20 protein-coding genes are annotated in these 20,287 nt (G+C 42.0%); all 20 read right to left on the bottom strand.

Translation table 11 applies throughout. The features are described from left to right. Positions 1-190 precede the first annotated feature (190 nt). Complete coding sequence (locus tag CCC71_RS05230) at positions 191-817, bottom strand: hypothetical protein (protein WP_021840921.1); 627 nt, start codon at positions 815-817, stop codon at positions 191-193. Between the two features lie 141 nt (positions 818-958). After that, positions 959-1,939, bottom strand: coding sequence for a DUF805 domain-containing protein (locus tag CCC71_RS05225; protein WP_296333178.1), 981 nt, complete (start codon positions 1,937-1,939; stop codon positions 959-961). Between the two features lie 107 nt (positions 1,940-2,046). Continuing rightward, positions 2,047-2,589, bottom strand: coding sequence for a hypothetical protein (locus tag CCC71_RS05220; protein ID WP_021840919.1), 543 nt, complete (start codon positions 2,587-2,589; stop codon positions 2,047-2,049). Between the two features lie 739 nt (positions 2,590-3,328). After that, positions 3,329-5,239: a threonine--tRNA ligase gene (gene thrS, locus CCC71_RS05215; RefSeq protein ID WP_021840917.1), complete on the bottom strand. Its 1,911-nt coding sequence runs from the start codon at positions 5,237-5,239 to the stop codon at positions 3,329-3,331. Between the two features lie 523 nt (positions 5,240-5,762). Beyond that, on the bottom strand, positions 5,763-5,975 hold the full coding sequence (locus tag CCC71_RS05210; RefSeq protein WP_021840916.1) for a DUF4911 domain-containing protein: 213 nt from the start codon (positions 5,973-5,975) through the stop codon (positions 5,763-5,765). Further along, complete coding sequence (locus CCC71_RS05205; protein ID WP_021840915.1) at positions 5,975-7,207, bottom strand: peptidase U32 family protein; 1,233 nt, start codon at positions 7,205-7,207, stop codon at positions 5,975-5,977. The genes CCC71_RS05210 and CCC71_RS05205 overlap by 1 nt, the downstream gene beginning before the upstream one ends. A 3-nt stretch (positions 7,208-7,210) precedes the next feature. Then, positions 7,211-7,813, bottom strand: a complete 603-nt coding sequence (locus CCC71_RS05200; protein WP_021840914.1) for an O-methyltransferase — start codon at positions 7,811-7,813, stop codon at positions 7,211-7,213. 11 nt (positions 7,814-7,824) lie between these two features. Next, positions 7,825-8,832 (bottom strand): endolytic transglycosylase MltG, encoded by a 1,008-nt coding sequence (gene mltG / locus CCC71_RS05195; protein WP_156704177.1) that lies wholly within the window; start codon positions 8,830-8,832, stop codon positions 7,825-7,827. A 95-nt stretch (positions 8,833-8,927) separates the two neighbouring features. Continuing rightward, the gene (locus CCC71_RS05190) at positions 8,928-9,221 is read right to left on the bottom strand and encodes a DUF1292 domain-containing protein (RefSeq protein ID WP_021840912.1); all 294 of its coding nucleotides are present in this window, start codon (positions 9,219-9,221) and stop codon (positions 8,928-8,930) included. Positions 9,222-9,231: 10 nt separating this feature from the next. Then, the gene (gene ruvX, locus CCC71_RS05185; RefSeq protein ID WP_127058473.1) at positions 9,232-9,654 is read right to left on the bottom strand and encodes a Holliday junction resolvase RuvX; all 423 of its coding nucleotides are present in this window, start codon (positions 9,652-9,654) and stop codon (positions 9,232-9,234) included. Next, positions 9,654-9,911, bottom strand: coding sequence for an IreB family regulatory phosphoprotein (locus tag CCC71_RS05180; protein WP_021840910.1), 258 nt, complete (start codon positions 9,909-9,911; stop codon positions 9,654-9,656). The genes ruvX and CCC71_RS05180 overlap by 1 nt, the downstream gene beginning before the upstream one ends. 80 nt (positions 9,912-9,991) lie before the next feature. Then, a complete protein-coding gene (gene alaS / locus CCC71_RS05175) occupies positions 9,992-12,601 on the bottom strand; it encodes an alanine--tRNA ligase (RefSeq protein WP_156704179.1) in 2,610 nt (869 codons plus the stop codon). Positions 12,602-12,681: 80 nt separating this feature from the next. Then, on the bottom strand, positions 12,682-13,488 hold the full coding sequence (locus CCC71_RS05170) for a metal ABC transporter permease (protein WP_156704181.1): 807 nt from the start codon (positions 13,486-13,488) through the stop codon (positions 12,682-12,684). Between the two features lies 1 nt (position 13,489). Next, entirely contained in the window at positions 13,490-14,200 is a 711-nt protein-coding gene (locus CCC71_RS05165; RefSeq protein ID WP_021840907.1) for a metal ABC transporter ATP-binding protein, read from the bottom strand. Between the two features lie 111 nt (positions 14,201-14,311). After that, the gene (locus CCC71_RS05160; RefSeq protein ID WP_021840906.1) at positions 14,312-15,253 is read right to left on the bottom strand and encodes a C40 family peptidase; all 942 of its coding nucleotides are present in this window, start codon (positions 15,251-15,253) and stop codon (positions 14,312-14,314) included. A 203-nt stretch (positions 15,254-15,456) separates the two neighbouring features. Next, a complete protein-coding gene (locus CCC71_RS05155; protein ID WP_296333175.1) occupies positions 15,457-16,431 on the bottom strand; it encodes a glycosyltransferase family 2 protein in 975 nt (324 codons plus the stop codon). Between the two features lie 167 nt (positions 16,432-16,598). Next, entirely contained in the window at positions 16,599-17,195 is a 597-nt protein-coding gene (gene lepB / locus CCC71_RS05150) for a signal peptidase I (protein WP_127058468.1), read from the bottom strand. A gap of 142 nt (positions 17,196-17,337) precedes the next feature. Further along, on the bottom strand, positions 17,338-18,210 hold the full coding sequence (locus CCC71_RS05145; RefSeq protein ID WP_021840903.1) for a YitT family protein: 873 nt from the start codon (positions 18,208-18,210) through the stop codon (positions 17,338-17,340). Positions 18,211-18,213: 3 nt separating this feature from the next. Next, a complete protein-coding gene (locus CCC71_RS05140) occupies positions 18,214-18,687 on the bottom strand; it encodes a hypothetical protein (protein ID WP_156704183.1) in 474 nt (157 codons plus the stop codon). Positions 18,688-19,085: 398 nt separating this feature from the next. After that, a complete protein-coding gene (locus tag CCC71_RS05135; RefSeq protein WP_296333171.1) occupies positions 19,086-20,282 on the bottom strand; it encodes a DUF3084 domain-containing protein in 1,197 nt (398 codons plus the stop codon). Positions 20,283-20,287 lie beyond the last annotated feature (5 nt).

The following is a 20,287-nucleotide window of genomic DNA, read 5'->3' as shown; positions in this document are numbered from 1 at the left end:
GTCAGGTCTTTCAAAAAATTCATCAAATGCTAGCCAAACTATTGAATATACAAAAATAAGAGTAGCTATACATAACCCTAATATAGATACTATTATTAAAAAAGTTTTCCTCATGCTTACCTCCTAATAAATTATAGTATCTATTTGTATCCCATAAAGATTCCGGTTCATATTACTATTTAAGACCACATTATTCTAACAAACATCGATTATATTCTAATATATCAGCAGTATAAGTATCTTCCGGATTCCAATTACCGATTAGCCTATCCAGCTCATTATATTTTTTTAAGTAAGAATTTAAATCGGAATAATTGTAAAGAACTATGCATGGCGCTAAACAATCAGTTACACATTCTAATATTATTTGTTTATTATTCTCAAGAAAAAGTACAATCATATTATCCCATTCTCTTTTCCAATAATTATCTTGATTTCTATATTTGAAGTGCTCTCTATTCCAAATAACACGATCAATTCTAACTTCCATTTCTATACATTTTAAAGCTAATTCTTTTTTTCTAGAAACGGTATTCGGAAAAAAAGTTTTTACATATTCTTTTACATTATCAATATCACTAATATTATCAACTCTTAATCGTTGAAAATCCTCACCGTCGGCTCTCCAACTTTCCTCTGCTCCTATAATAATTATATTTTTATCACATTCTAAAAATAAAGATCTTGCAAAAACTCTGTCATCATTTATCATCTTTACATAATCAAAATAATAGATTCTATCTAAAATTTTCTTATTAAGGAACCTTAACCTTAATATCTCATCAGGCGTTAGTATATCTTTAAATGTAAATATCATTCAAAATACTCCTTTTATCTAATAAAGTGAATTTTTTGAGATAAAAAAGATGTTGTATTTATATCTTTTACAAGACTAGAATCGAAATGACTAATTGGTCTAAATATCATAAAGCCGCTATTTTTTAATTTACAATCCATCCTAATTTTTCATATTTCCCACAAGCGTATTCTCGTTAAGCTCAAAATCCTCTATTTTCCATGATTTCCCAAATATTAGAACAGCATATACAAAAAGATTGGTAATGGGAATATACATAAAGGGAATCCAAAACGCACTACAGTAACAATCGTGTAGCCGTCGTGTAAATAAGCTAACCGAGGGAATAAAAAAAATTATGTGTAACCATTCACAAACTGTTACGAAAGTATTAGTATTTGCATACTGTCCACCATACCACATTGCAGATACAAACCACTGAATTGCTATTATAAAGCCACCAAATCCACCTAATTCCTCAGCAGAAGTGCGGCCACTAAAATTCAACGATTTTTTTAAAAATAGTAATCCACTTTGAATGAATTTTAAAGGACTTATATAAATAACCGTTTTCCATTCATTGAATCGCCACCTAAAAAATATAACTCCTTGCTTAGGAAAGTCTCCAAATCGATTGAACTTTTTATTATCTGGTATAAAAATAGCTACTAAAACTAAACAACTCATCCAATCCACGTATTGAGGTAGGTCAAGAATTGTTTCTTTCGTGCTGGACAGATCAATAAAAGGATGATTGATATCAAAGGTCATAGTATATCCCATCTCATAGGTTCCCCAGATACAGCCACTTAAAATTAGCAAGACTATAGATTTAGGTATACCCCAATCTTGTAATCTTCTACCTAACAGTAGAAGCTGAAAAAATACACGAACTATCATATGTATAATATATATACAATAAATACTGTCACCTCTAGCTAATATTTCAAAATATGTAAAGGGAATAAAAAAAATAATACTCGATGGTAATAACAGAAAAGAAAAAAATACTAAAAATCTATAAGTATCCTTATTAATTCGTTGTCCTAATAAAGGTCGCCTAAGCCCTGACCAAAATACTTTAAAATTATAGACAAATAATTTCCACTCATTGCCCCAGTCTATAGGTTGGTAATTTATCATATTAAACCTTCGCTCTTTCATAATATTTTTTCAGTTTTCCCTGAATTAGTACCTACCAATAATTGTATATCTTTAGCCGCTAGCAATAAAACTATATCGCCCGTAAATTACAACCACCGTCTAAGTGCAATAGCCCACATAATTAAGCCAATAATTGTACTAATAATTTCTGCATCAATATCTTCCCAATGATATACCAGTAATGATATCGTACCAACTGAAAAAACACCATAAATGCAGCGAGCTAGCCATCGTTTCCACATAAAAGTTATATATTCCTTCGGGTACATTTCTCTATTTGGAGGTTCTTGATGTATATCCATAGCCCGACGAACAAATTCAATATACTGTCGCCATCTTGGCAACTCTATAAGTCCATATTGTCCTATCGTCTCATTAGCAATTTGCTTGTAAACTCGAATATGCACTTTTACCACTATATAGCAAATTATTACTGATACACTAAGAGCAGAAATTACAATAATTTCATCTCTATCAGGATATCTATTTTCCCGAAATAAAATATCTATAAGGCAATACACTATAAAAAAGACTCCACCAACTATAAAGCAGATACAAGCAAAAAGAATTCTAATAGATGGTGCCTCTTTTTGAGCATTTTTTTCAATCCAGTCTTTTATTATTTTCATTTTTTCTTATCACGCTCTTATTCGTTATTCTCCTCATTAATTGGAATTGCTTCATATTTAACCCCTATCTATATAAATACCTTCACCTCTATCGACCTTAATACTGCATTCCTTACGGCAATACCTACATCAGCTTTTCCATAATTACTCCCAGCTCATTAAAATTTTCACAATCACAACATTGATTCCTTCTTTAACTATGGATAGATATGGAGCTATCACAGCCGCGATAGCGTTTATGGTTAAGTCCATAATTTGAAAGCAAATAAGCTCTTAATCATAAAAATCGTATGGGCAACAAAAAAAGAAGGCCCTCCTCGGTCCACTACATAAACTTATGCAATAGACGTAAGAATACCTTCATTCTATACTCTTTCAATTTATTTTCGTTCATTGCTGTCAATATAACATAAGCATGTTTCATACAAATACTCCTTAATTGATTTAAGAATATAGTCATACTAAAAAAACAGCATGCAGTTCACATTTGTTTCATCATTTATTAAAATGATTATATCGGAAGGAAATCAATTTGTAAATATGCAATACAAATATAAAAAGAGCTTGCTCTCCAAAAGGTTTCGATTGAATACATTTCTAAGAAATTATTAATCGCTAACTAATTGTTGAGCAAGCTCTTTATTTAAATTTTAAACTTGATTAGCCACAGTTATGCTACAATATTAAATCGCACCATACTTTAGTGCGGCCGTTTTAGGAACGCTTAATCAAAGAACTCTTATTTACGTTCTTTTACTTCTTCTAAGATATCAGCCAAGAAGTCTTCCCATTTAACGGAACCTTTTTCACCTTCAACACGGCTACGAACTGCTACAGTGCCTTCTTGTTCTTCTTTATCCCCTACTACGAGCATGTAAGGTACTTTTTCCATCTGAGCCTGACGAATCTTGTAACCGATTTTTTCGTTACGATCATCAAGTTCAACACGAACATAAGCTTTCTTGAAGGCTTTACGTAATTTTTCAGCATATTCAACGTGTTTTTCACTGATAGGTAAAATCTTAACCTGTACCGGAGCCAACCAAGTTGGGAATGCACCGGCATAGTGTTCGATGAGGATACCGATGAAACGTTCCATGGAGCCGAAGCAAGCACGGTGAATCATGATAGGCTGATGTTTCTGACCGTCTTCACCGACATATTCCATATGGAAACGTTCAGGCAAGTTCATATCCAACTGGATAGTACCGCACTGCCAAGTACGACCGATGGAGTCGCGAATATGGAAGTCTAATTTAGGACCGTAGAACGCACCGTCACCTTCGTTAATCTGGTAAGGGATTTGTTTTTCTTCGATAGCTTCGCGAAGTGCATTAGTTGCAGATTCCCAAATAGCATCATCACCCATTGCGTTATCAGGTTTAGTACTCAATTCTACGCGATAAGTTAAACCGAACTGGCTGTAAATGCGGTCGAACAATTCAATAACTTTAATTAATTCAGCTTTAATCTGAGATGGCAACATGAATACATGGGCATCATCCTGAGTAAAGCTGCGAACGCGGAACAAGCCGTGTAACGCACCGGATAATTCATGACGATGAACGAGACCGAGTTCAGCCATACGCATTGGGAAATCACGGTAGGAATGCAAATCGTTCTGATATACCAAGATGCTGCCCGGGCAGTTCATTGGTTTGATTGCATAATCTTCATCATCAATTACAGTAGTGTACATGTTTTCACGATAATGGAACCAGTGACCGGATTGTTCCCAAAGTTGGCGGTTCAAGATGATTGGGGTACGAATTTCTTCGTAGTCGAAATCATGGTGAACTTCACGCCAGAAGTTTTCCAATTCGTTGCGAAGAGCCATACCTTTCGGTAAGAAGAATGGGAAGCCGGGGCCCTGTTCTTTGAGTACGAATAAGCCCAATTCTTTGCCCAATTTACGGTGATCGCGACGAGCTGCTTCTTCAAGAAGATGTAAGTATTCGTCGAGTTCTTCTTTCTTTTCAAAAGCAGTACCGTAAATACGTTGGAGCATTTTGTTCTTTTCGTCGCCGCGCCAGTAAGCACCGGCCAAGCTCTGCAATTTGAAAGCTTTTACTTTGCCGGTAGAAGCTACGTGCGGACCGGCACAAAGGTCAACGAATTCGCCTTGACGGTAAGTGGAAATCTCAGCGTCAGCCGGTAAATCTTCAATCAATTCCACTTTATAGTTTTCATGTTTTTCTTTAAAGAATTTAAGCGCTTCATCGCGAGAAAGAACTTCTTTTTCGATTGGGAAGTTTGCTTTTACGATTTTATGCATTTCCGCTTCGATTTTAGCCAAATCTTCAGGAACCAATACATGTTCCATGTCGATATCGTAATAGAAACCGTTTTCAATAGCCGGTCCGATGGCTAATTGAGCATCCGGCCAAAGGCGTTTGATAGCCTGAGCCATAATATGAGAGGCGCTGTGACGCAAAGTGTCTTTACCGCCCTGTTCGTTAAAAGTCAAGAAGCTTACTTTGGAGCCGTCCTTTACTTCTTCACGCAAATCGGTTAATTCACCGTCTACGTCGGCTGCCAAAACTTTTTTAGCCAAGCTATTGGACAGTTGTTTAACAGCTTCGCCTAAAGTAGTGCCCGCTGCATAAGCGCGTTCACTGTTGTCAGGTAAAATAATTTTTACTTCACTCATGGTTATTCCTCCTAAGAAATCAGCTATACCGGCGGGACACGCTACAGCTGCACGCATAATAAAAAAGAGACCTCTATCCCGACAAGGGACGAAGGTCTCGTGGTTCCACCCTAGTTAGTCATCCACTCGGATAACTCACTTTATTGTCGATAACGCATACTCGCGGATTAGCTTACTTAGTTCAGCCAATCGGTTTGAAGGGGGTAATAGATGATCTTGTGTAAGACGGTCACAGCCTAGCCGTCTCTCTCTGGAACACAGTGGATTAAATATCATATCCTTCGCTCTACCTGTTTCATTTGATGTATTAACTTTACACCATATCCGGGTTAATGTCAATACTAATTGTGTACAATTTATAATAATTTTCAAAAATTTAATTTTACACCATTAAATTTTTCTGATTGCTTATACTTCTAAAAAGCCCCTACAGCCGTTGGCCATAGGAGCTTTTATAGTTTTCACTGTATAACTTTAGTCATATGACTCGATAGAACCTACAAACTTTATAGTAGTGGTAAGCTTAAATAGCATCTACTAAAGCTAATTCAATAGGTAAACTGCTCAAAATTTCACGCACCAACGGTGCCGTATCAGGTGTGCTTCGTACCATACAAAGACCTTCTGCGCGATTAACGGTCGTCATGACGCCCAAATACTCATAGCCTTCCAAAATGCGATTTACATAATTGGTGTGGTTCGGTGAAATTTTGAAATATACATAGGAATCTTCCATTATGCTTTCACCTTACAGCGACGACGCATCATGGCATATTCTTCCAGCGGCGTATCGATATAAAGACGCACTTTCATCTGCGGATGCGGCGCTACGGTGATTTCGTTCCCCTCTTCATCGGTCATCTTCGTAATCACATGATGTACGAGTTCACCATGAGGTTGGCAAAATTCCACTTCGTCGCCCACTTTGAAGTTATTGCGTTGTTCTAAGTATGCATAACCTTCTTCCACATTGTAGCCTTCTACAAGACCGATGAAGTCATGAGTCTGCGTATTGCTGGACTGGCCGTAGTTCTGAGCCGTTTCATCCGGTTTTTCCACGGAGAAACCTTCCGTATACGGACGGTGAGAGATTTTTTCCAATTCTTCAATCCATTCCGGTTTCACTTCGTAGTGCTCAGGATCTGCCAAGTAGCTATCCACCGCTTCACGATATACTTTAGTTACCGTCGCCGCATAGTGAACGCTCTTCATGCGGCCTTCGATTTTAAGACTGTCAACGCCCGCTTCTACCAAATCAGGGATATATTTCAATAAGCAAAGGTCTTTGGAGTTGAAAATATAAGTACCGTGCTGGTCTTCTTCAATCGGATAGTATTCGCCGGGACGGTTTTCTTCCACCAAGGAGTATTTCCAACGGCAAGCCTGCGTACACTGTCCGCGGTTAGCATCGCGAGTTGTAAAATAGTTACTCAAGAGGCAACGACCGGAGTACGAAATACACATAGCACCGTGAACGAACGCTTCGATTTCAATGTCAGCGGCTTCTTTCATAGTCTTGATGTCCGCAATACTTACTTCACGAGCCACCACAACACGAGTAGCGCCCTGTTCTTTCCAAAACTCGGTAGTCAAATAGTTCGTCGTATTGGCCTGTGTACTTACATGGCGTTCCAAATTAGGAGCCACCCGTTTTGCCAATAAGAAAATACCCAAATCGGCTACGATAATGGCATCTACTTTGATGGATTCCAAGAATTTCAAGTAGTCTTCAAGGCCTACCAAGTCTTCATTGTGGGGAATAATGTTACAAGTTACATAGATTTTTTTACCATGACTATGAACAAATTCCACTGCTTCTTTTAATTCTTCATTGCTGAAGTTGGAGCTGCTGGCACGCAAACCAAAAGATTGGCCCGCACAATACACAGCATCCGCGCCATAACGAATGGCCATTTTTAATTTATCCATATTGCCGGCCGGCGACAATACTTCAATATGTCTGTTCATGTATTACTTATTACCTTTCCATATACTAACGCTCATACCATCACCTAAAGGATAAATGGTAGTATTAAATTTCGATTTATCTTCAACCATGTCCAAATATTCACGTAATCGTTTAACAATCGTTTTATAACGGTGCGGTGCTTCCTTATCGCCCCGCACATAGCCTCTGAAGAGGACATTATCCGCCAAAACAACGGCCCCCGGCGCCAAATGAGACTCTATGAGCTCCAGTTGCTTACCGTATTGACCTTTCGGCCCATCCAGAAATACCAAGTCAAACGTGCCTTCCAGCTTAGTCAGTACTTCGTTGGCATCTCCCAAATGCAAAGTGATGTTATCCTTGTACTCGGACTGACCGATATATTGCTTAGCCATATTATGTCGTTGTTCGTCCAATTCAATGGACACAATCTCCGCATCTTTAGCCGCATGTTTTGCCAAAAGAAGTGTCGAATAACCGATGGCGGTCCCCACTTCGAGAACCCGCGACGGCTCGTACAAACCGATTAATTCTTCAAATAAATGGACTTCCGATTCGCGTAAAATCGGCACTTTATTGAGTATCGCATAAATGCGTTGCTCATTCAAAATTTCCTTTAATTGCATAGCTCACACCACTATTCCCCATAAATTGATTCTACCACTTTCATATGTTCTTCGTATGTTTTAGTAAAGTGGTGATGACCTTCTTTATCCGCTACAAAGAAGAGATAATCCGTACTTGGCGCATTGAGTACCGCTTCCATGGATTTCATGCCCGGATTGGCAATCGGTCCCGGCGGTAAGCCTACGTGCATGTACGTATTATACGGACTCGGTAACTTTGTATCTTCAATCGATATATGAGGCTTAGGGTAACCTAAAATATACTGAATGCTGGCACAGGATTGCAGGGGCATACCGATTTGCAAACGTTTAAGGAATACGGCCGCAATAATCGGACGATCTTCATCAAAGAGTGCTTCTTTTTCTACCAAAGAGGCCAAGGTGATGAATTCAAAAATCGTCATATGCTTAGCTTCAATTTGAGCACGAATTTCCGGCGTCAATTGCTTATTCATTTCGCCGGCCATGCGTTTTAAAATTTCTTCCGGCGTGCTGCCTACGGGAATTTCATAGGTACTTGGGAATAAGAAGCCTTCAACACGGTAGTCGACTTTCGCCGGTCCGTACATATATTGATACGGTACATAGGTCTTGGCTTTTTCTAAAAAAGCTTCTTTCGGGCCCAGGCCGTCTTTTTCTAATTCATCGGCAATTTGCTGAATCGTATAGCCTTCCGGAATGATGACTTTAATTTCTTGCAATTTACCCTTTTGCAATAAGGCGATTACCTGACGCAAGCTGGCGTTTTGAGGAATCTGATAGTACCCTTGCTGCAATTTATCCATAGAACCGGTCAACCTAAGTGCCAAACGAAAGGTAGTTGGCGAACTGATGATACCTTTCTCATAAAGCATATCACCGATTTCGGCGCCCGTTTGATCTTTATCAACAGTAAATACTACATCCTGCGGCGTACCGGCCACAGAATTCGGTTTTAAATACATAGTAATCATGGCGATGCAAAGAATCAGAACAACGCCGATGACGCCAATTCCAATCCACTTCACACGTCTATCCATACATTAAAAACTCCTTATGAAACATGCTGTCAAAAATGATTATAAACATACGAAAGAGGGGCGTGGCCCCTCTTTCCCTTTTAACCTATACCCGATTATTCTTCAACAAAATCGTCTTCATAAATAGCAAGAACCGCTTCGAATTCTTCTTCGGTCGGATCTACATAGACGTCTTCACCATCTTCCGTATCGATACGGGAAATGATAGCTTCCGGTTCTTCGTGGCATTTGCACCCCGGTTCACAGTCTTCCGGTGGCAATGAAACTAATACGGCAAAACGTTTACCGTCATAGTTGATGACCATATCTTCTTCGTAATGCGTTTCATGCCCTTCATCGTCTGTAAATGTAACAACCGTCACTTCGCCTTCATAATCTAAATCTGCCATGGTATCCTCCTTATTTGATTAAATTACTACGACTGTCTAAATAACCTTGTAAAATAACAACCGCCGCCATTTTATCAATAACATCCTTGCGTTTCTTACGACTCACATCGGCCGCAATCAAGGAACGTTCGGCCATAACGGTAGAGAGTCGTTCATCCCAAAACTTAACAGGTACATCGATGACTTCCTGCATTTTAGCGACAAACTCTTCCGTTTTTAGCGCACGATCGCCCTTAGTGCCGTTCATATTCTTGGGCATGCCCACCACGATTTCTTCTACTTCATACTCCGTAATCAGTTCCTGTAATCGCGAGAAATCCCGTTCTAAGGAAGTGCGCCGTATTGTTTCGATACCTTGAGCCGTCATGTACAAAGCGTCACTACACGCGACGCCAATAGTACGACTGCCCACATCCAACGACATAATTCGCATTATAGTTTCTTAGCCTTTACATACTCATTAACCAATTCTTCGATGAGCTCATCACGATCCAAGCGACGAATCATGCTGCGCGCATTGTTGTAGCTGGTAATGTAGGTAGGCTCGCCGGAGATAAGAAAACCTACTATTTGTTCCACCGGGTTATATCCCTTTTCCTGCAAAGCGTGATATACATCACGTAACACTTCACTGGCGGAAGGAACATCATTTACTTTCTGAAACATCATAGTTTCATCTGATACACTCATGCTAAAGCCTCCTTTATAGAGTGATTCGGCTTAACCGATTGGCTAAGCCCTCACCGACAGACTATTAATCTGGCATACTTCTATTTTACCATAGAAAGGATAGTTTCTTTACCTTTTTCTAAAGCATTTTGTAAGGCACTTGGATTTTTACCGCCCGCTTGTGCCATATCAGGGCGTCCGCCGCCGTTACCGCCGGCTGCCTGAGCCGTTGCTTTAACGATGTTACCGGCGTGGAACCCGGCTTTAACGGCATCTTTGGTAGCCATGCAGACAAAGTTAACTTTGTCGTCACCAGCCATCCCCAATAAAACGATACCGGAACCGATTTTATCGCGAACCATATCGGCCGTGCTGCGAAGTTCATCCATATCGGCTGCTTTTACATCGGCTACTACGGCTTTGAATTCACCGGCATCAAAAGCGGTGTTCAATACCGCATCAAGACCGCCGGACATCAATTCTTTACGAGCTGCTGCCAATTCGTGTTCCAATTGCTTCGTTTCTTCCACGAGCTGCTGTGCACGGGCTACGATATCTTCCGGTTTCGTTTTAAGAAGCGTTGCCACTTCGCGAAGTTCAGCCTGTTCTTTTTGAGCTAACTGCAACGCTGCTTCGCCGGTTACCGCTTCGATACGACGTACACCGGAGCCGATACCGCCTTCCGACAAGATACGGAATGTGCCAATTACAGCGGTGTTCACAACATGGGAACCACCGCAGAGTTCGATACTGAAATCAGGTACGGTAACTACGCGTACGCGGTCACCATATTTTTCACCGAAGAGTGCCATAGCGCCTAATTTTTTAGCTTCGTCCATGGACATTTCTTGGATGTTCAAGCTCACGGCTTTTAAGATTTCACCGTTTACCAAATCAGTAATTTGTTGCAATTCTTCAGCTGTTACCGGAGAGAAATGAGTAAAGTCAAAGCGCAAACGATCCGGCATAACTAAGGAACCGGCCTGATTTACGTGATTGCCCAATACTTGTTTCAAAGCGGCATGCAATAAATGGGTAGCCGTGTGGTTACGAGCCATGGCAAGGCGACGAGTGGTGTCCACTTCGAACTGAACCGTATCGCCTACCTGCAAATTACCTTCCACAATGGTACCTACATGGTAGGTTGTGCCTTCCGGTAATTTCTTGGTCGTATGAACTTCCATTTTACCCATAGGGCCTACGATAAAGCCTGTATCGCCTAACTGACCGCCCCCTTCAGCGTGGAACGGCGTAGTGCGTACGATGAGAGTGACTTCCATGCCGTCCGACGCACTGTCAAGGCGAGTAGCGCCTTCACCAAGCATAAGGACTTCAGAGGAAGTAGCGGATTCATCATCGGTCAACTTTTCATCGCGAAGGAAGGTAATGTCCGGAGTAGCCACTTTGGCATCTACGTCTTCACGAGCCGCACGGGCACGAGCACGCTGTTCCGCCATAGCACTTTCAAAACCGGCCATATCGATGGTAAGGCCTGCTTCGCCGGCAATTTCTTCCGTAAGTTCCCAAGGGAATCCGTACGTGTCATATAATTTGAATACTTCGGCACCGGGAACTTCCGTAGCTTTAGCTTCTTTTAATTCGTTAATCAAAGCACCGAGCATATCGAGGCCTTGTGCCAAAGTCTGGTTGAAACGATCTTCTTCATTGGCTACAACGCGTTTGATGAAGTCGTGTTTTTCAATAAGACCCGGTACGCCGGAGCCTAAAATGTCGATAACCACGTCCACCAAATCGGTCAAGAAACGACCTTCGATACCGAGTAAACGACCGTGACGTACGGCACGGCGCAAAATACGGCGCAATACATAACCGCGACCTTCATTGGACGGTAAAACGCCGTCGCTGATGAGTACGGTAATGGCGCGCGCATGGTCGCCGATAACTTTGAGGGATACGTCCGTATTGGCGTCGGTGTGATAGGTTACCTTAGCCATTTCAGCCGCTTTTTCAATGATTGGGAAAATTAAATCCGTTTCAAAGTTGCTTTCTTTATTCTGTAATACGGATGCCAAACGTTCGAGACCGGCACCGGTATCAATATTTTTCTTTTCAAGCGGTACATATTCACCGTCAGCGGTACGGTTAAATTGAGTGAACACGAGGTTCCAAATTTCAAGATAACGATCGCAATCACAGCCCGGTGCACAATCCGGTTCACCGCAACCGCGAGATTCGCCGAGGTCGTAGAAAATTTCGCTATCCGGACCGCAAGGACCTTCCCCGATTTCCCAGAAGTTATCTTCCAAGCGGGTAATGTGGTCTTCCGGCATACCTACTTCTTTATGCCAAATATCGTAAGCTTCCTGATCATCAGGATATACGGTTACATATAAACGATTTTTGTCGAGTTTAATAACTTCGGTCAAAAATTCCCAAGCCCAATGAATGGCGTCTTTTTTGAAATAATCGCCGAACGAGAAGTTGCCGAGCATTTCAAAAAAAGTATGATGACGCGCCGTGCGGCCTACGTTTTCAATATCGCCGGTACGAATACATTTCTGGCATGTGGTGACACGCGTACGAGGCGGTACCAATTTACCCGTAAAGAACGGTTTTAACGGTGCCATGCCGGCGCCGATTAATAACAACGAAGGATCGTTTTCCGGAATTAAGGAAAAACTGTCTAAGATTAAATGTTGTTTGCTTTCAAAAAATTTTAAATAAGCCTGACGCAGCTCATTACCCTTCATGAGTTTCAGCCTCCTAAATAAATATGAATTCTCTTTATTATAAGCCTTATTGTCTATGTTTGTCTATTTTTTAGTTATGCCTATTTTCGGTCGCGCGCCACCGTAACGGCAAAAGTTAAGGCGTAGCCCAGAATTGCCACCAGCACGATGGTCCCGCCCGGTGCCAAATCATATTCAAAAGCCCCCAAAAGTCCAAGGCTGACGCTGGCTAATGAATAAATTTCACTGATTATGAGCGTTTGGCCAAAACCACGACGCCATAAATGGGCAGCCGCTACCGGTACAATCATGAGTGCCCCGATAAGCAAAATCCCGACAATGGTCATCCCCATAACCACTACTAAGGCGGTCAAAATAGCGAAGAGCATATTGATGCGCCCAACGGCAATCCCCGCAGTCACGGCAATCTGTTCGTCAAAAGCGGTAAATAATAATTTCGAATACATAAAATATACGGTCAGAGCCACAACGACGGCCACCCCGGCAATTGTCATAATATCCGTATCCGTTACGGTCAAAATACTGCCGAACAGAAAGTTCAAAAGGCCCGTACTCGGCATTTTAGTCATAGTCGCAAAGATTACGGCCAAGGCCAAGCCGGTGTAAAAGAATAAGGCCAAAATCATGTCGGTATATTGGTTCTGACGACGGCGCACCAACTCAATACCGATAGCCGTAAGCACTGTTAATATAGCGGCGCCCAAAGGCGGATAAATGGATAATAACGAAGCCCCTGTAACGCCCGCAAAGGCTACGTGGCCGAGCCCTTCACTTAAGAGCGATTGTCGTTTAATAACGATAAAGGTGCCGATTAAAGGACACATTAAGGCTACAATTAAACCGGCCATAAAGGCTCGTTGCATAAATTCATAGGTAAATATATCCACGTTAACCTCCTATATGCCATGCGAGCGGCGTATTCTTATGGCTTTTCAAAAATCCTTGGCTGTCGCCGTTATAACAAACGTGACGGTCGATACAAATTACCTGGTCAGCTTCCTTACAGGCATCCTCAATATCATGGGTAACCATAATAATCGTCATACCCTTGTCACATAAACTGCGCAAGAGCTGAAAAATATGAGCACTCACTTGAAAATCAATACCGCTGGTCGGTTCATCCAAAAGCAAGTATTTCGGATTTCGCGCCAAGGCCTGAGCAATCATGACGCGCTGCTGTTGGCCACCGCTCAAATCACCGATGCGGCGATGGGTAAATTCAGCCATCCCCACTTGAGCCAAGGCTTCATGAGCTTTGGCCTTCCGTTCCGCGCGGCCCATACCGCGAATACGTAAACCCAACTCCACAATTTCACCGCAAGTAGCCGGAAACTGAGCGGCATTTTTGTTATAAATCTGCGGCACCAAATGAAGGAGACCTTTTTGTTGTGCCTCGCTTACCGAATAACCGTCAATCGTAATTTGACCGCTTGCCGGTTTTAAAAGCCCCGCAATGAGGCGTAAAAAGGTTGTCTTCCCCGCCCCGTTAGGACCTACGATAACCGTAAAATCCCCTTCCGGAATCGTCAGCGACACTTCACTGATTACTGTGTCCTGCTCATAATTAAACTGTACCTTAGCGACAGTAATTTCTCCCATCCGCAAAACCTCACTTTATAGGCTAAAAGAGGAGGCATGGGCCTCCTCTTCAAAATATCTTAATTTGACATAATGCAATATTTCGCATTCACATAATGTAATGTTGTTCATTTACATTACGCGTTTGGCACCGATATAACGCTCGCCCCAATAACTGTCATTAACACTGGCTATGGCTACGCCACTACTGGAAGTGGCACTGATAAATTTACCGTCGCCGATATAAATCCCCGAATGGGATACGCCCTCTTCATAGGTTTGGAAAAACACTAAATCACCGGGCTGCAAATTATGCTTCCCGATTTTCTGGCCTACCAAATATTGTTCATCCGCACTGCGCGGCAAATCAATCCCTGATTTGGCAAATACATAGCGCACATAGCCGGAGCAGTCAAAGCCCTGCGGGGTAGCGCCGCCGAATACATACGGCACACCGCGATAACGTTCCGCTTCAGTAATAATTTCACTGATAGACTTTGATACTTTACCGGTTTTAGTAAAAATAAAGTCCGGAGCGATTGGATCGAGAATACCGTTTGTCGGTGTCTTTGACTTTATCGTAGCGGTATTTTTCTTGGCTACCGCTTGTACTTTCGCATCGCCGTTTTTATTTGACTTGTTATTTTTTACCTTAGTCTTTTTAGTCGTTTTGGCAGCCGTTGTATCGGTTGCTGCTGCAGTCTTTTTCTGAACCGTAGCTTTACGACCGGCCGCCATTTCAGCGGCAATCTTATCATCAGACATACGGCCCAAACCGGCTACCACATGTTCATCAAGCTCTTTACCCATTAATTTCTTATAAGTAACAGCATCTAAAACACCGTTCACCGGTAAATTGTTATCTTTTTGATATAGGCGTACTGCCCATTTGGTATTGGCATCATACTCGCCATTGAGTCGTGCATTATATCCGGCTGCAATCAACTTCTTCTGAATAGCCGAAATGTCGCCGCCTTTAGCGCCATACGTATACCCGGCCGCACTGACAAATTGCGTGCTGACCATTAACATTACTGCCGCTGTGATGGCGACTTTTCTTTTAATTGATTTCATAGTACTATCCTCAAACTAGTCTCTGAGTACCCATACTTCAACAGGTTCTCCTTACGTCAAAACTGTCTTCTTATAATTATACCACAAATAGTTTGCAGATGACTATTAACTAGCCTTAGACAGCTATATTATTTACTCATTACACTTCGCTTAGGCGTATTATCAGCTTCATTTTACTGTATTATACGCTTCCACTTACTGTATTATAAACCTCGTTTTGGTGCATTATTATGCCCTTGCGATTGATTGGCTTCGTCAATATTATAACCGCCGCGTATCCAATATAACGGTCGGTGCTTAACTTCTTCAAACACACGTCCCACATATTCACCGATAATACCGATACCGACGAGTTGCACACCACCTAAGAAGAAAATAGCAACGCCCAAAGTAGCCCAGCCGCTCACAGCGGAGTCGGTGAAGAAATGCACATATAGAATATGCAAAATCATGAGCAAGCTCAATAAGCCGCAAATCAGACCGATATAAAAAGCGGCCCTTAGCGGTACTTTTGAGAAAGCCGCAATGCCGTCCAAGGCAAAGTGCAACATTTTGCGCACACTGAACTTGGATTTGCCGGCAAAACGCGGTGGCGCCACAAAGTGGACTTCCGCTTGATTATAACCGATAGCACCAACGATGCCACGCAAAAAGCGACCGTGCTCACGGAAACGCAGCAAGGTATCCAAGGCGCGACGATTCATCAAACGGAAATCGGAGCCCCCTTCTACGATTGGCACATTGGCCATTATGTTCATTAATTTGTAATAATATTTTGATGTGAAAGATTTAGCCCAGCCCGCATCTTCCGTGGAATCACGAATGGTGCGCACTACATCGTGGCCTTCTTCCCAAAGTCGAACTAATTCCGGAATCAATTCCGGCGGATGCTGCATATCACCATCCATAGTAATGACCGCATCACCGGTGGAATAATCAAGTCCGCAGGTCAGCGCCAATTGATGGCCGAAATTACGGGCCAACAACAACACCTTAACATCTTTATCCTCAGCCGCAATATGGCTGAGCATAGTCGCCGAATCATCGGACGAACCATCATCGACGAAGATAATTTCCTGGTCGTAAGGTAGCGTGTTCAGCACTTTTTTGACCGAGCTGTAGAATTTTTTTATATTTGCCTCTTCATTATATACGGGCACTACTACTGACAATAACATAGGCCGCCTCCGTTTCCTTAATTGCGACTTTATTTTACTAAATTTCAAGGCCCTTGGCAAATAAACAAAGTTTAAAATAAAAAGTTGAACCCCGCCGAAGCAGAGTTCAACTGACTTTCTGCAAAATCTGTTATGTAATCGACTCCACGTTAAACTTTCAATTCAAATTAAAAGCTTAAATCATATACCACATGACCGATTACATTTTTAATAGGCACAGGGCCGATAAAGCGGCTGTCGCTGGAATGATTGCGATTATCCCCCATTACGAAGACATGACCTTCCGGTACAACGACCGGTGCCGTTTGGCTATATTGCATAGTCGGTTCTTTCGTATATGGTTCTTCCAATTCCTTGCCATTGCGCCATACATGGCCATCTTTAAACTCTAACGTATCGCCCGGCAAGCCAATCACACGTTTTACCCAAGCATCATGGCGTTCCGCATCTTTACTGAAAATAGAAACGTAGTTCGATACAACATCAGCCACATCATCTTTCCAGGTACGATCACGATTAACACGGCTGTCGATGATAACAATATCGCCGTATTGCGGCATATTGCCTTGAATATGATCTAATTTAGATACAACCAGAAAATCACCGTTATGCAGTGTATCTTCCATGGATTCACCGGATACACGAGTAATCTGCCCCAAGAACAAATGAACTACAATCGCAATAGCGAGGGCAATAATAATCGCATATAACCACTCACCGATTTCATGTATAATCTGTTTTCCAATTGACTTTTCTTCTGCCATACAACCTTCCGGCTTCGTTACAACACCCTACTGTCAAGCCATATTGCTTAAAACTGTCAACCTCTATGTTGAAAGTTTCTTACCAAGACTCAACCATTGTTGCTAAAACCGGACTCCTTTCTTCAAAGAACCGTGCTGCTATTTAGTGAATCGTCTTCTTCCCGAACTGACCGCCAAATACATCATGCACGTCAGAAATAGTAATAAACGCATTTTCGTCATTTTCATATACCACGTCTTTCAACTTGGTGATTTCCAAACGCGTCACTACTGAGTATAGCACTTTTTTCGGTTGTTTTGAATAGCCACCTTCACCAAAAAGAACGGTTACGCCACGACCGAGTCGTTTCGTAAGCACTTCACTGATTTCATCCGGATAATCCGTAATAATCATAACGCCCTTGGATTCTTCAAGACCGGTGATGGTAATATCAATCATCTTATACGCAATAAAGTACGCAATAAGGGAATACATAGCACTGTTCCAGCTATATACGAAGCCTGCTGCCCCCAAAATGAATAAGTTTAAAAACATAACGATTTCGCCAACGGAGAAGCTGCTCTTTTTGTCAAAAATAATAGCCACAATTTCACTGCCATCCAAAGAACCGCCGTTACGAATAATCATGCCAACACCCAGACCAAGGATAATCCCGCCAAAAATCGAAGCCAGGAACGGGTCGATGGTCACCGGTGGTACATCATGCATGAATACGGAAAAAACAGAAATGCACATTACCGAGAATAAGGTGGCAATGGTAAAACTGCGCCCGATAAGGCGATAGCCTATATAGAGGAACGGTAAATTAAGAATAACTACGAAAACACTGAAAGATATGCCCGTAAGTTCCGTTGCCATCAAAGAAATACCGACTACACCACCGTCGATGATGCTGTTCGGTACGAGAAATACATCCAAACCGAAGGTATAAATCAAAGACCCTACAATCATCCAAAAGTAACGAATTGCATGATCCTTCCATGTTAATTTTTGTGAACGTTTAGCTGCTGCCATTGTCTATCCCCTTTCTTTCTTGCCCAAAATATATTGTTCACCGATTATCCACGCCGTAAAATCATCAACCGGCACCGGTGGATACAGCATGCCTTTCGGCACCAATCGTTTCAAACCGGTAGGCGGATGAAACTCAAAATAACGTTTACGCGCCACTTCCGTAGTATGTGCTTCTTCAGCGAGTGCTACCGGTAAATCTTGTGTTTTGCCTAAGGTTTCCAATATGTGAAATACAAATTTATGATTCGTCCCATTACCGCAAATTAATTCATTAATCGCTTTAAACTGTGTAAGAACGGATGTGAGTGATGTTTCAAGCTCCGCAGTCGGAACAATTGCTTTATATACCAATGTAGCGGTTGCTTTCGTCATGACCGCAACGCCACTTTTCTCGCGTCCCGGATCCACCGCCAACAGTAAAGGCGCCTTGGCGTCTACATTAGCCGCTTTATACAAAGCATCTGTGTCTAATTGCATCCCCAGCCTCCTTTACTATACTCGTGCCAACTATTCGGCACAACCATCGAACATATCCCTACCCTATTACCTAAAAATTTTCACAAAAAATGCTGTCGGTAGCTAAGCTATCGGCAGCATTCTATCTGTTCCGGCATAGTAATCAAATCGATACCTCAGTTTATAAGCAATACTCAGCCTACATGCCCTACAAACATAGCTGCAACAGGTGAATTTACAATTTGCTTTTCAAACGAATCTTTTCGATATGTTTTATTATACCATATAAGTAACAAGGCTTAGTTACTAAATCTTATATAACCTATGCTTTTTTCACATAATTAAAATCATTGAATCTCAAATTACCGCAATTTAATCGTCATGACTATTTCATCGATATTAAATCATCACGCTAAAACTTACGATCCAGAAGTATTGGTGCGCACCGGATCAAGGCGCAATTCAATCTGAACCGGACCGGTCGTATAAGTATCTTCATTTACAATAGCTCTGATGCGAACAGGACCACTCAAGCGGCTCAATTGACGAATGGTATCAAATAATTCATCACCCGGTAAAGAGCCTACGTCGCCGGAAATCGGATCCGGCAAAATGCCTTTAGACTTTGCCTGGGCATTCACGTCTTTTAAGAAAGATAATACGGCAAACTGCGCATTGTCGCCCCCTTCAACTTCAGCGGACCAAATTACATCGCCCTTATCGTATATTTTCTGATACGGATACGCATGAATTTCAGCCAAAGCGGCTTCGCCGTAAATAATATTGGCCGCTGCGGTCACGCGAATCGTCATCGGTTCCGTAGCGCTGGCCACCTGTTTGGCTACTTCTTCCAAATTGTTGCGACTTACATAAATAGCGGCACGGTTTTCATCAATTCCGAGACGGCGTAAAATCAAACCGTTGGTGTCATTCAAAATGCTCGTAATCGCCTTGGCGCTTTCATCTTCGGTTAAGCCCGGACGAACCAAGGCCCCACTTAATACTTCACCGACACGGAAAAGCACGGTGCCTTCACGAACATGGGTAATCCCTTCTTCCAACCGTTTCGTAGTTACCCGTAAATCTTCAATATGTTGTTCCAATTCGGTTCTGGTATTTTCCAATGTTTGAATATCTTTGGCCGATTGAGCCAAGCGTGCATCAGCCTGACGGTACGCTTCTTGAACGGAAACAAGCTCTTCACTCATAGCATTACGAGCAGCGCGAGCTTCCTCCAATTCCTCCTGTGTTGCTTGCACATCTTTACGCATCGTATTTAAAGCGACAGTCTTTTCGCTTAATTCTTTTTTGCCCGCTTCCAACTCTTGATTCTTAGCCGCTACATCGCTATTCAACTGATCCATTTCAGCTCGCAACTGCTCCATACCAAAAAGAGCGATACGAACATTTTCCGACGCAATGGCCAGCACCCCTAAGGTAAAGGCGGAAATTAAAATCCCCGTAACAATTGTCATAATAATGGATGTATGTTTAGGCCTGAGGCCAAAAATGGACATACGTCGCTTACCGATTTTAGTACCTAATTTATCGCCAATGAAAGCAATGGCGCCGCCCATGATAGCAATAATTAAAATAATATTTAAACCGACCAACATGTCGA

The organism is Veillonella sp. LMAG:90 (assembly GCF_008679445.1).
Classification (GTDB): Bacteria; Bacillota; Negativicutes; order Veillonellales; family Veillonellaceae; genus Veillonella_A.
The sequence above is the reverse complement of the archived record's forward strand: the minus strand, read 5'-3'. Positions and strand labels throughout refer to the sequence as shown.

Coding starts and splice junctions, on each gene's coding strand:
- CCC71_RS05230 (WP_021840921.1), bottom strand. CDS start 817: ATGATATTTACATTTAAAGATATACTAACGCCTGATGAGATATTAAGG.
- CCC71_RS05225 (WP_296333178.1), bottom strand. CDS start 1,939: ATGATAAATTACCAACCTATAGACTGGGGCAATGAGTGGAAATTATTT.
- CCC71_RS05220 (WP_021840919.1), bottom strand. CDS start 2,589: ATGAAAATAATAAAAGACTGGATTGAAAAAAATGCTCAAAAAGAGGCA.
- thrS (WP_021840917.1), bottom strand. CDS start 5,239: ATGAGTGAAGTAAAAATTATTTTACCTGACAACAGTGAACGCGCTTAT.
- CCC71_RS05210 (WP_021840916.1), bottom strand. CDS start 5,975: ATGGAAGATTCCTATGTATATTTCAAAATTTCACCGAACCACACCAAT.
- CCC71_RS05205 (WP_021840915.1), bottom strand. CDS start 7,207: ATGAACAGACATATTGAAGTATTGTCGCCGGCCGGCAATATGGATAAA.
- CCC71_RS05200 (WP_021840914.1), bottom strand. CDS start 7,813: ATGCAATTAAAGGAAATTTTGAATGAGCAACGCATTTATGCGATACTC.
- mltG (WP_156704177.1), bottom strand. CDS start 8,832: ATGGATAGACGTGTGAAGTGGATTGGAATTGGCGTCATCGGCGTTGTT.
- CCC71_RS05190 (WP_021840912.1), bottom strand. CDS start 9,221: ATGGCAGATTTAGATTATGAAGGCGAAGTGACGGTTGTTACATTTACA.
- ruvX (WP_127058473.1), bottom strand. CDS start 9,654: ATGCGAATTATGTCGTTGGATGTGGGCAGTCGTACTATTGGCGTCGCG.
- CCC71_RS05180 (WP_021840910.1), bottom strand. CDS start 9,911: ATGAGTGTATCAGATGAAACTATGATGTTTCAGAAAGTAAATGATGTT.
- alaS (WP_156704179.1), bottom strand. CDS start 12,601: ATGAAGGGTAATGAGCTGCGTCAGGCTTATTTAAAATTTTTTGAAAGC.
- CCC71_RS05165 (WP_021840907.1), bottom strand. CDS start 14,200: ATGGGAGAAATTACTGTCGCTAAGGTACAGTTTAATTATGAGCAGGAC.
- CCC71_RS05160 (WP_021840906.1), bottom strand. CDS start 15,253: ATGAAATCAATTAAAAGAAAAGTCGCCATCACAGCGGCAGTAATGTTA.
- CCC71_RS05155 (WP_296333175.1), bottom strand. CDS start 16,431: ATGTTATTGTCAGTAGTAGTGCCCGTATATAATGAAGAGGCAAATATA.
- lepB (WP_127058468.1), bottom strand. CDS start 17,195: ATGGCAGAAGAAAAGTCAATTGGAAAACAGATTATACATGAAATCGGT.
- CCC71_RS05145 (WP_021840903.1), bottom strand. CDS start 18,210: ATGGCAGCAGCTAAACGTTCACAAAAATTAACATGGAAGGATCATGCA.
- CCC71_RS05140 (WP_156704183.1), bottom strand. CDS start 18,687: ATGCAATTAGACACAGATGCTTTGTATAAAGCGGCTAATGTAGACGCC.
- CCC71_RS05135 (WP_296333171.1), bottom strand. CDS start 20,282: ATGTTGGTCGGTTTAAATATTATTTTAATTATTGCTATCATGGGCGGC.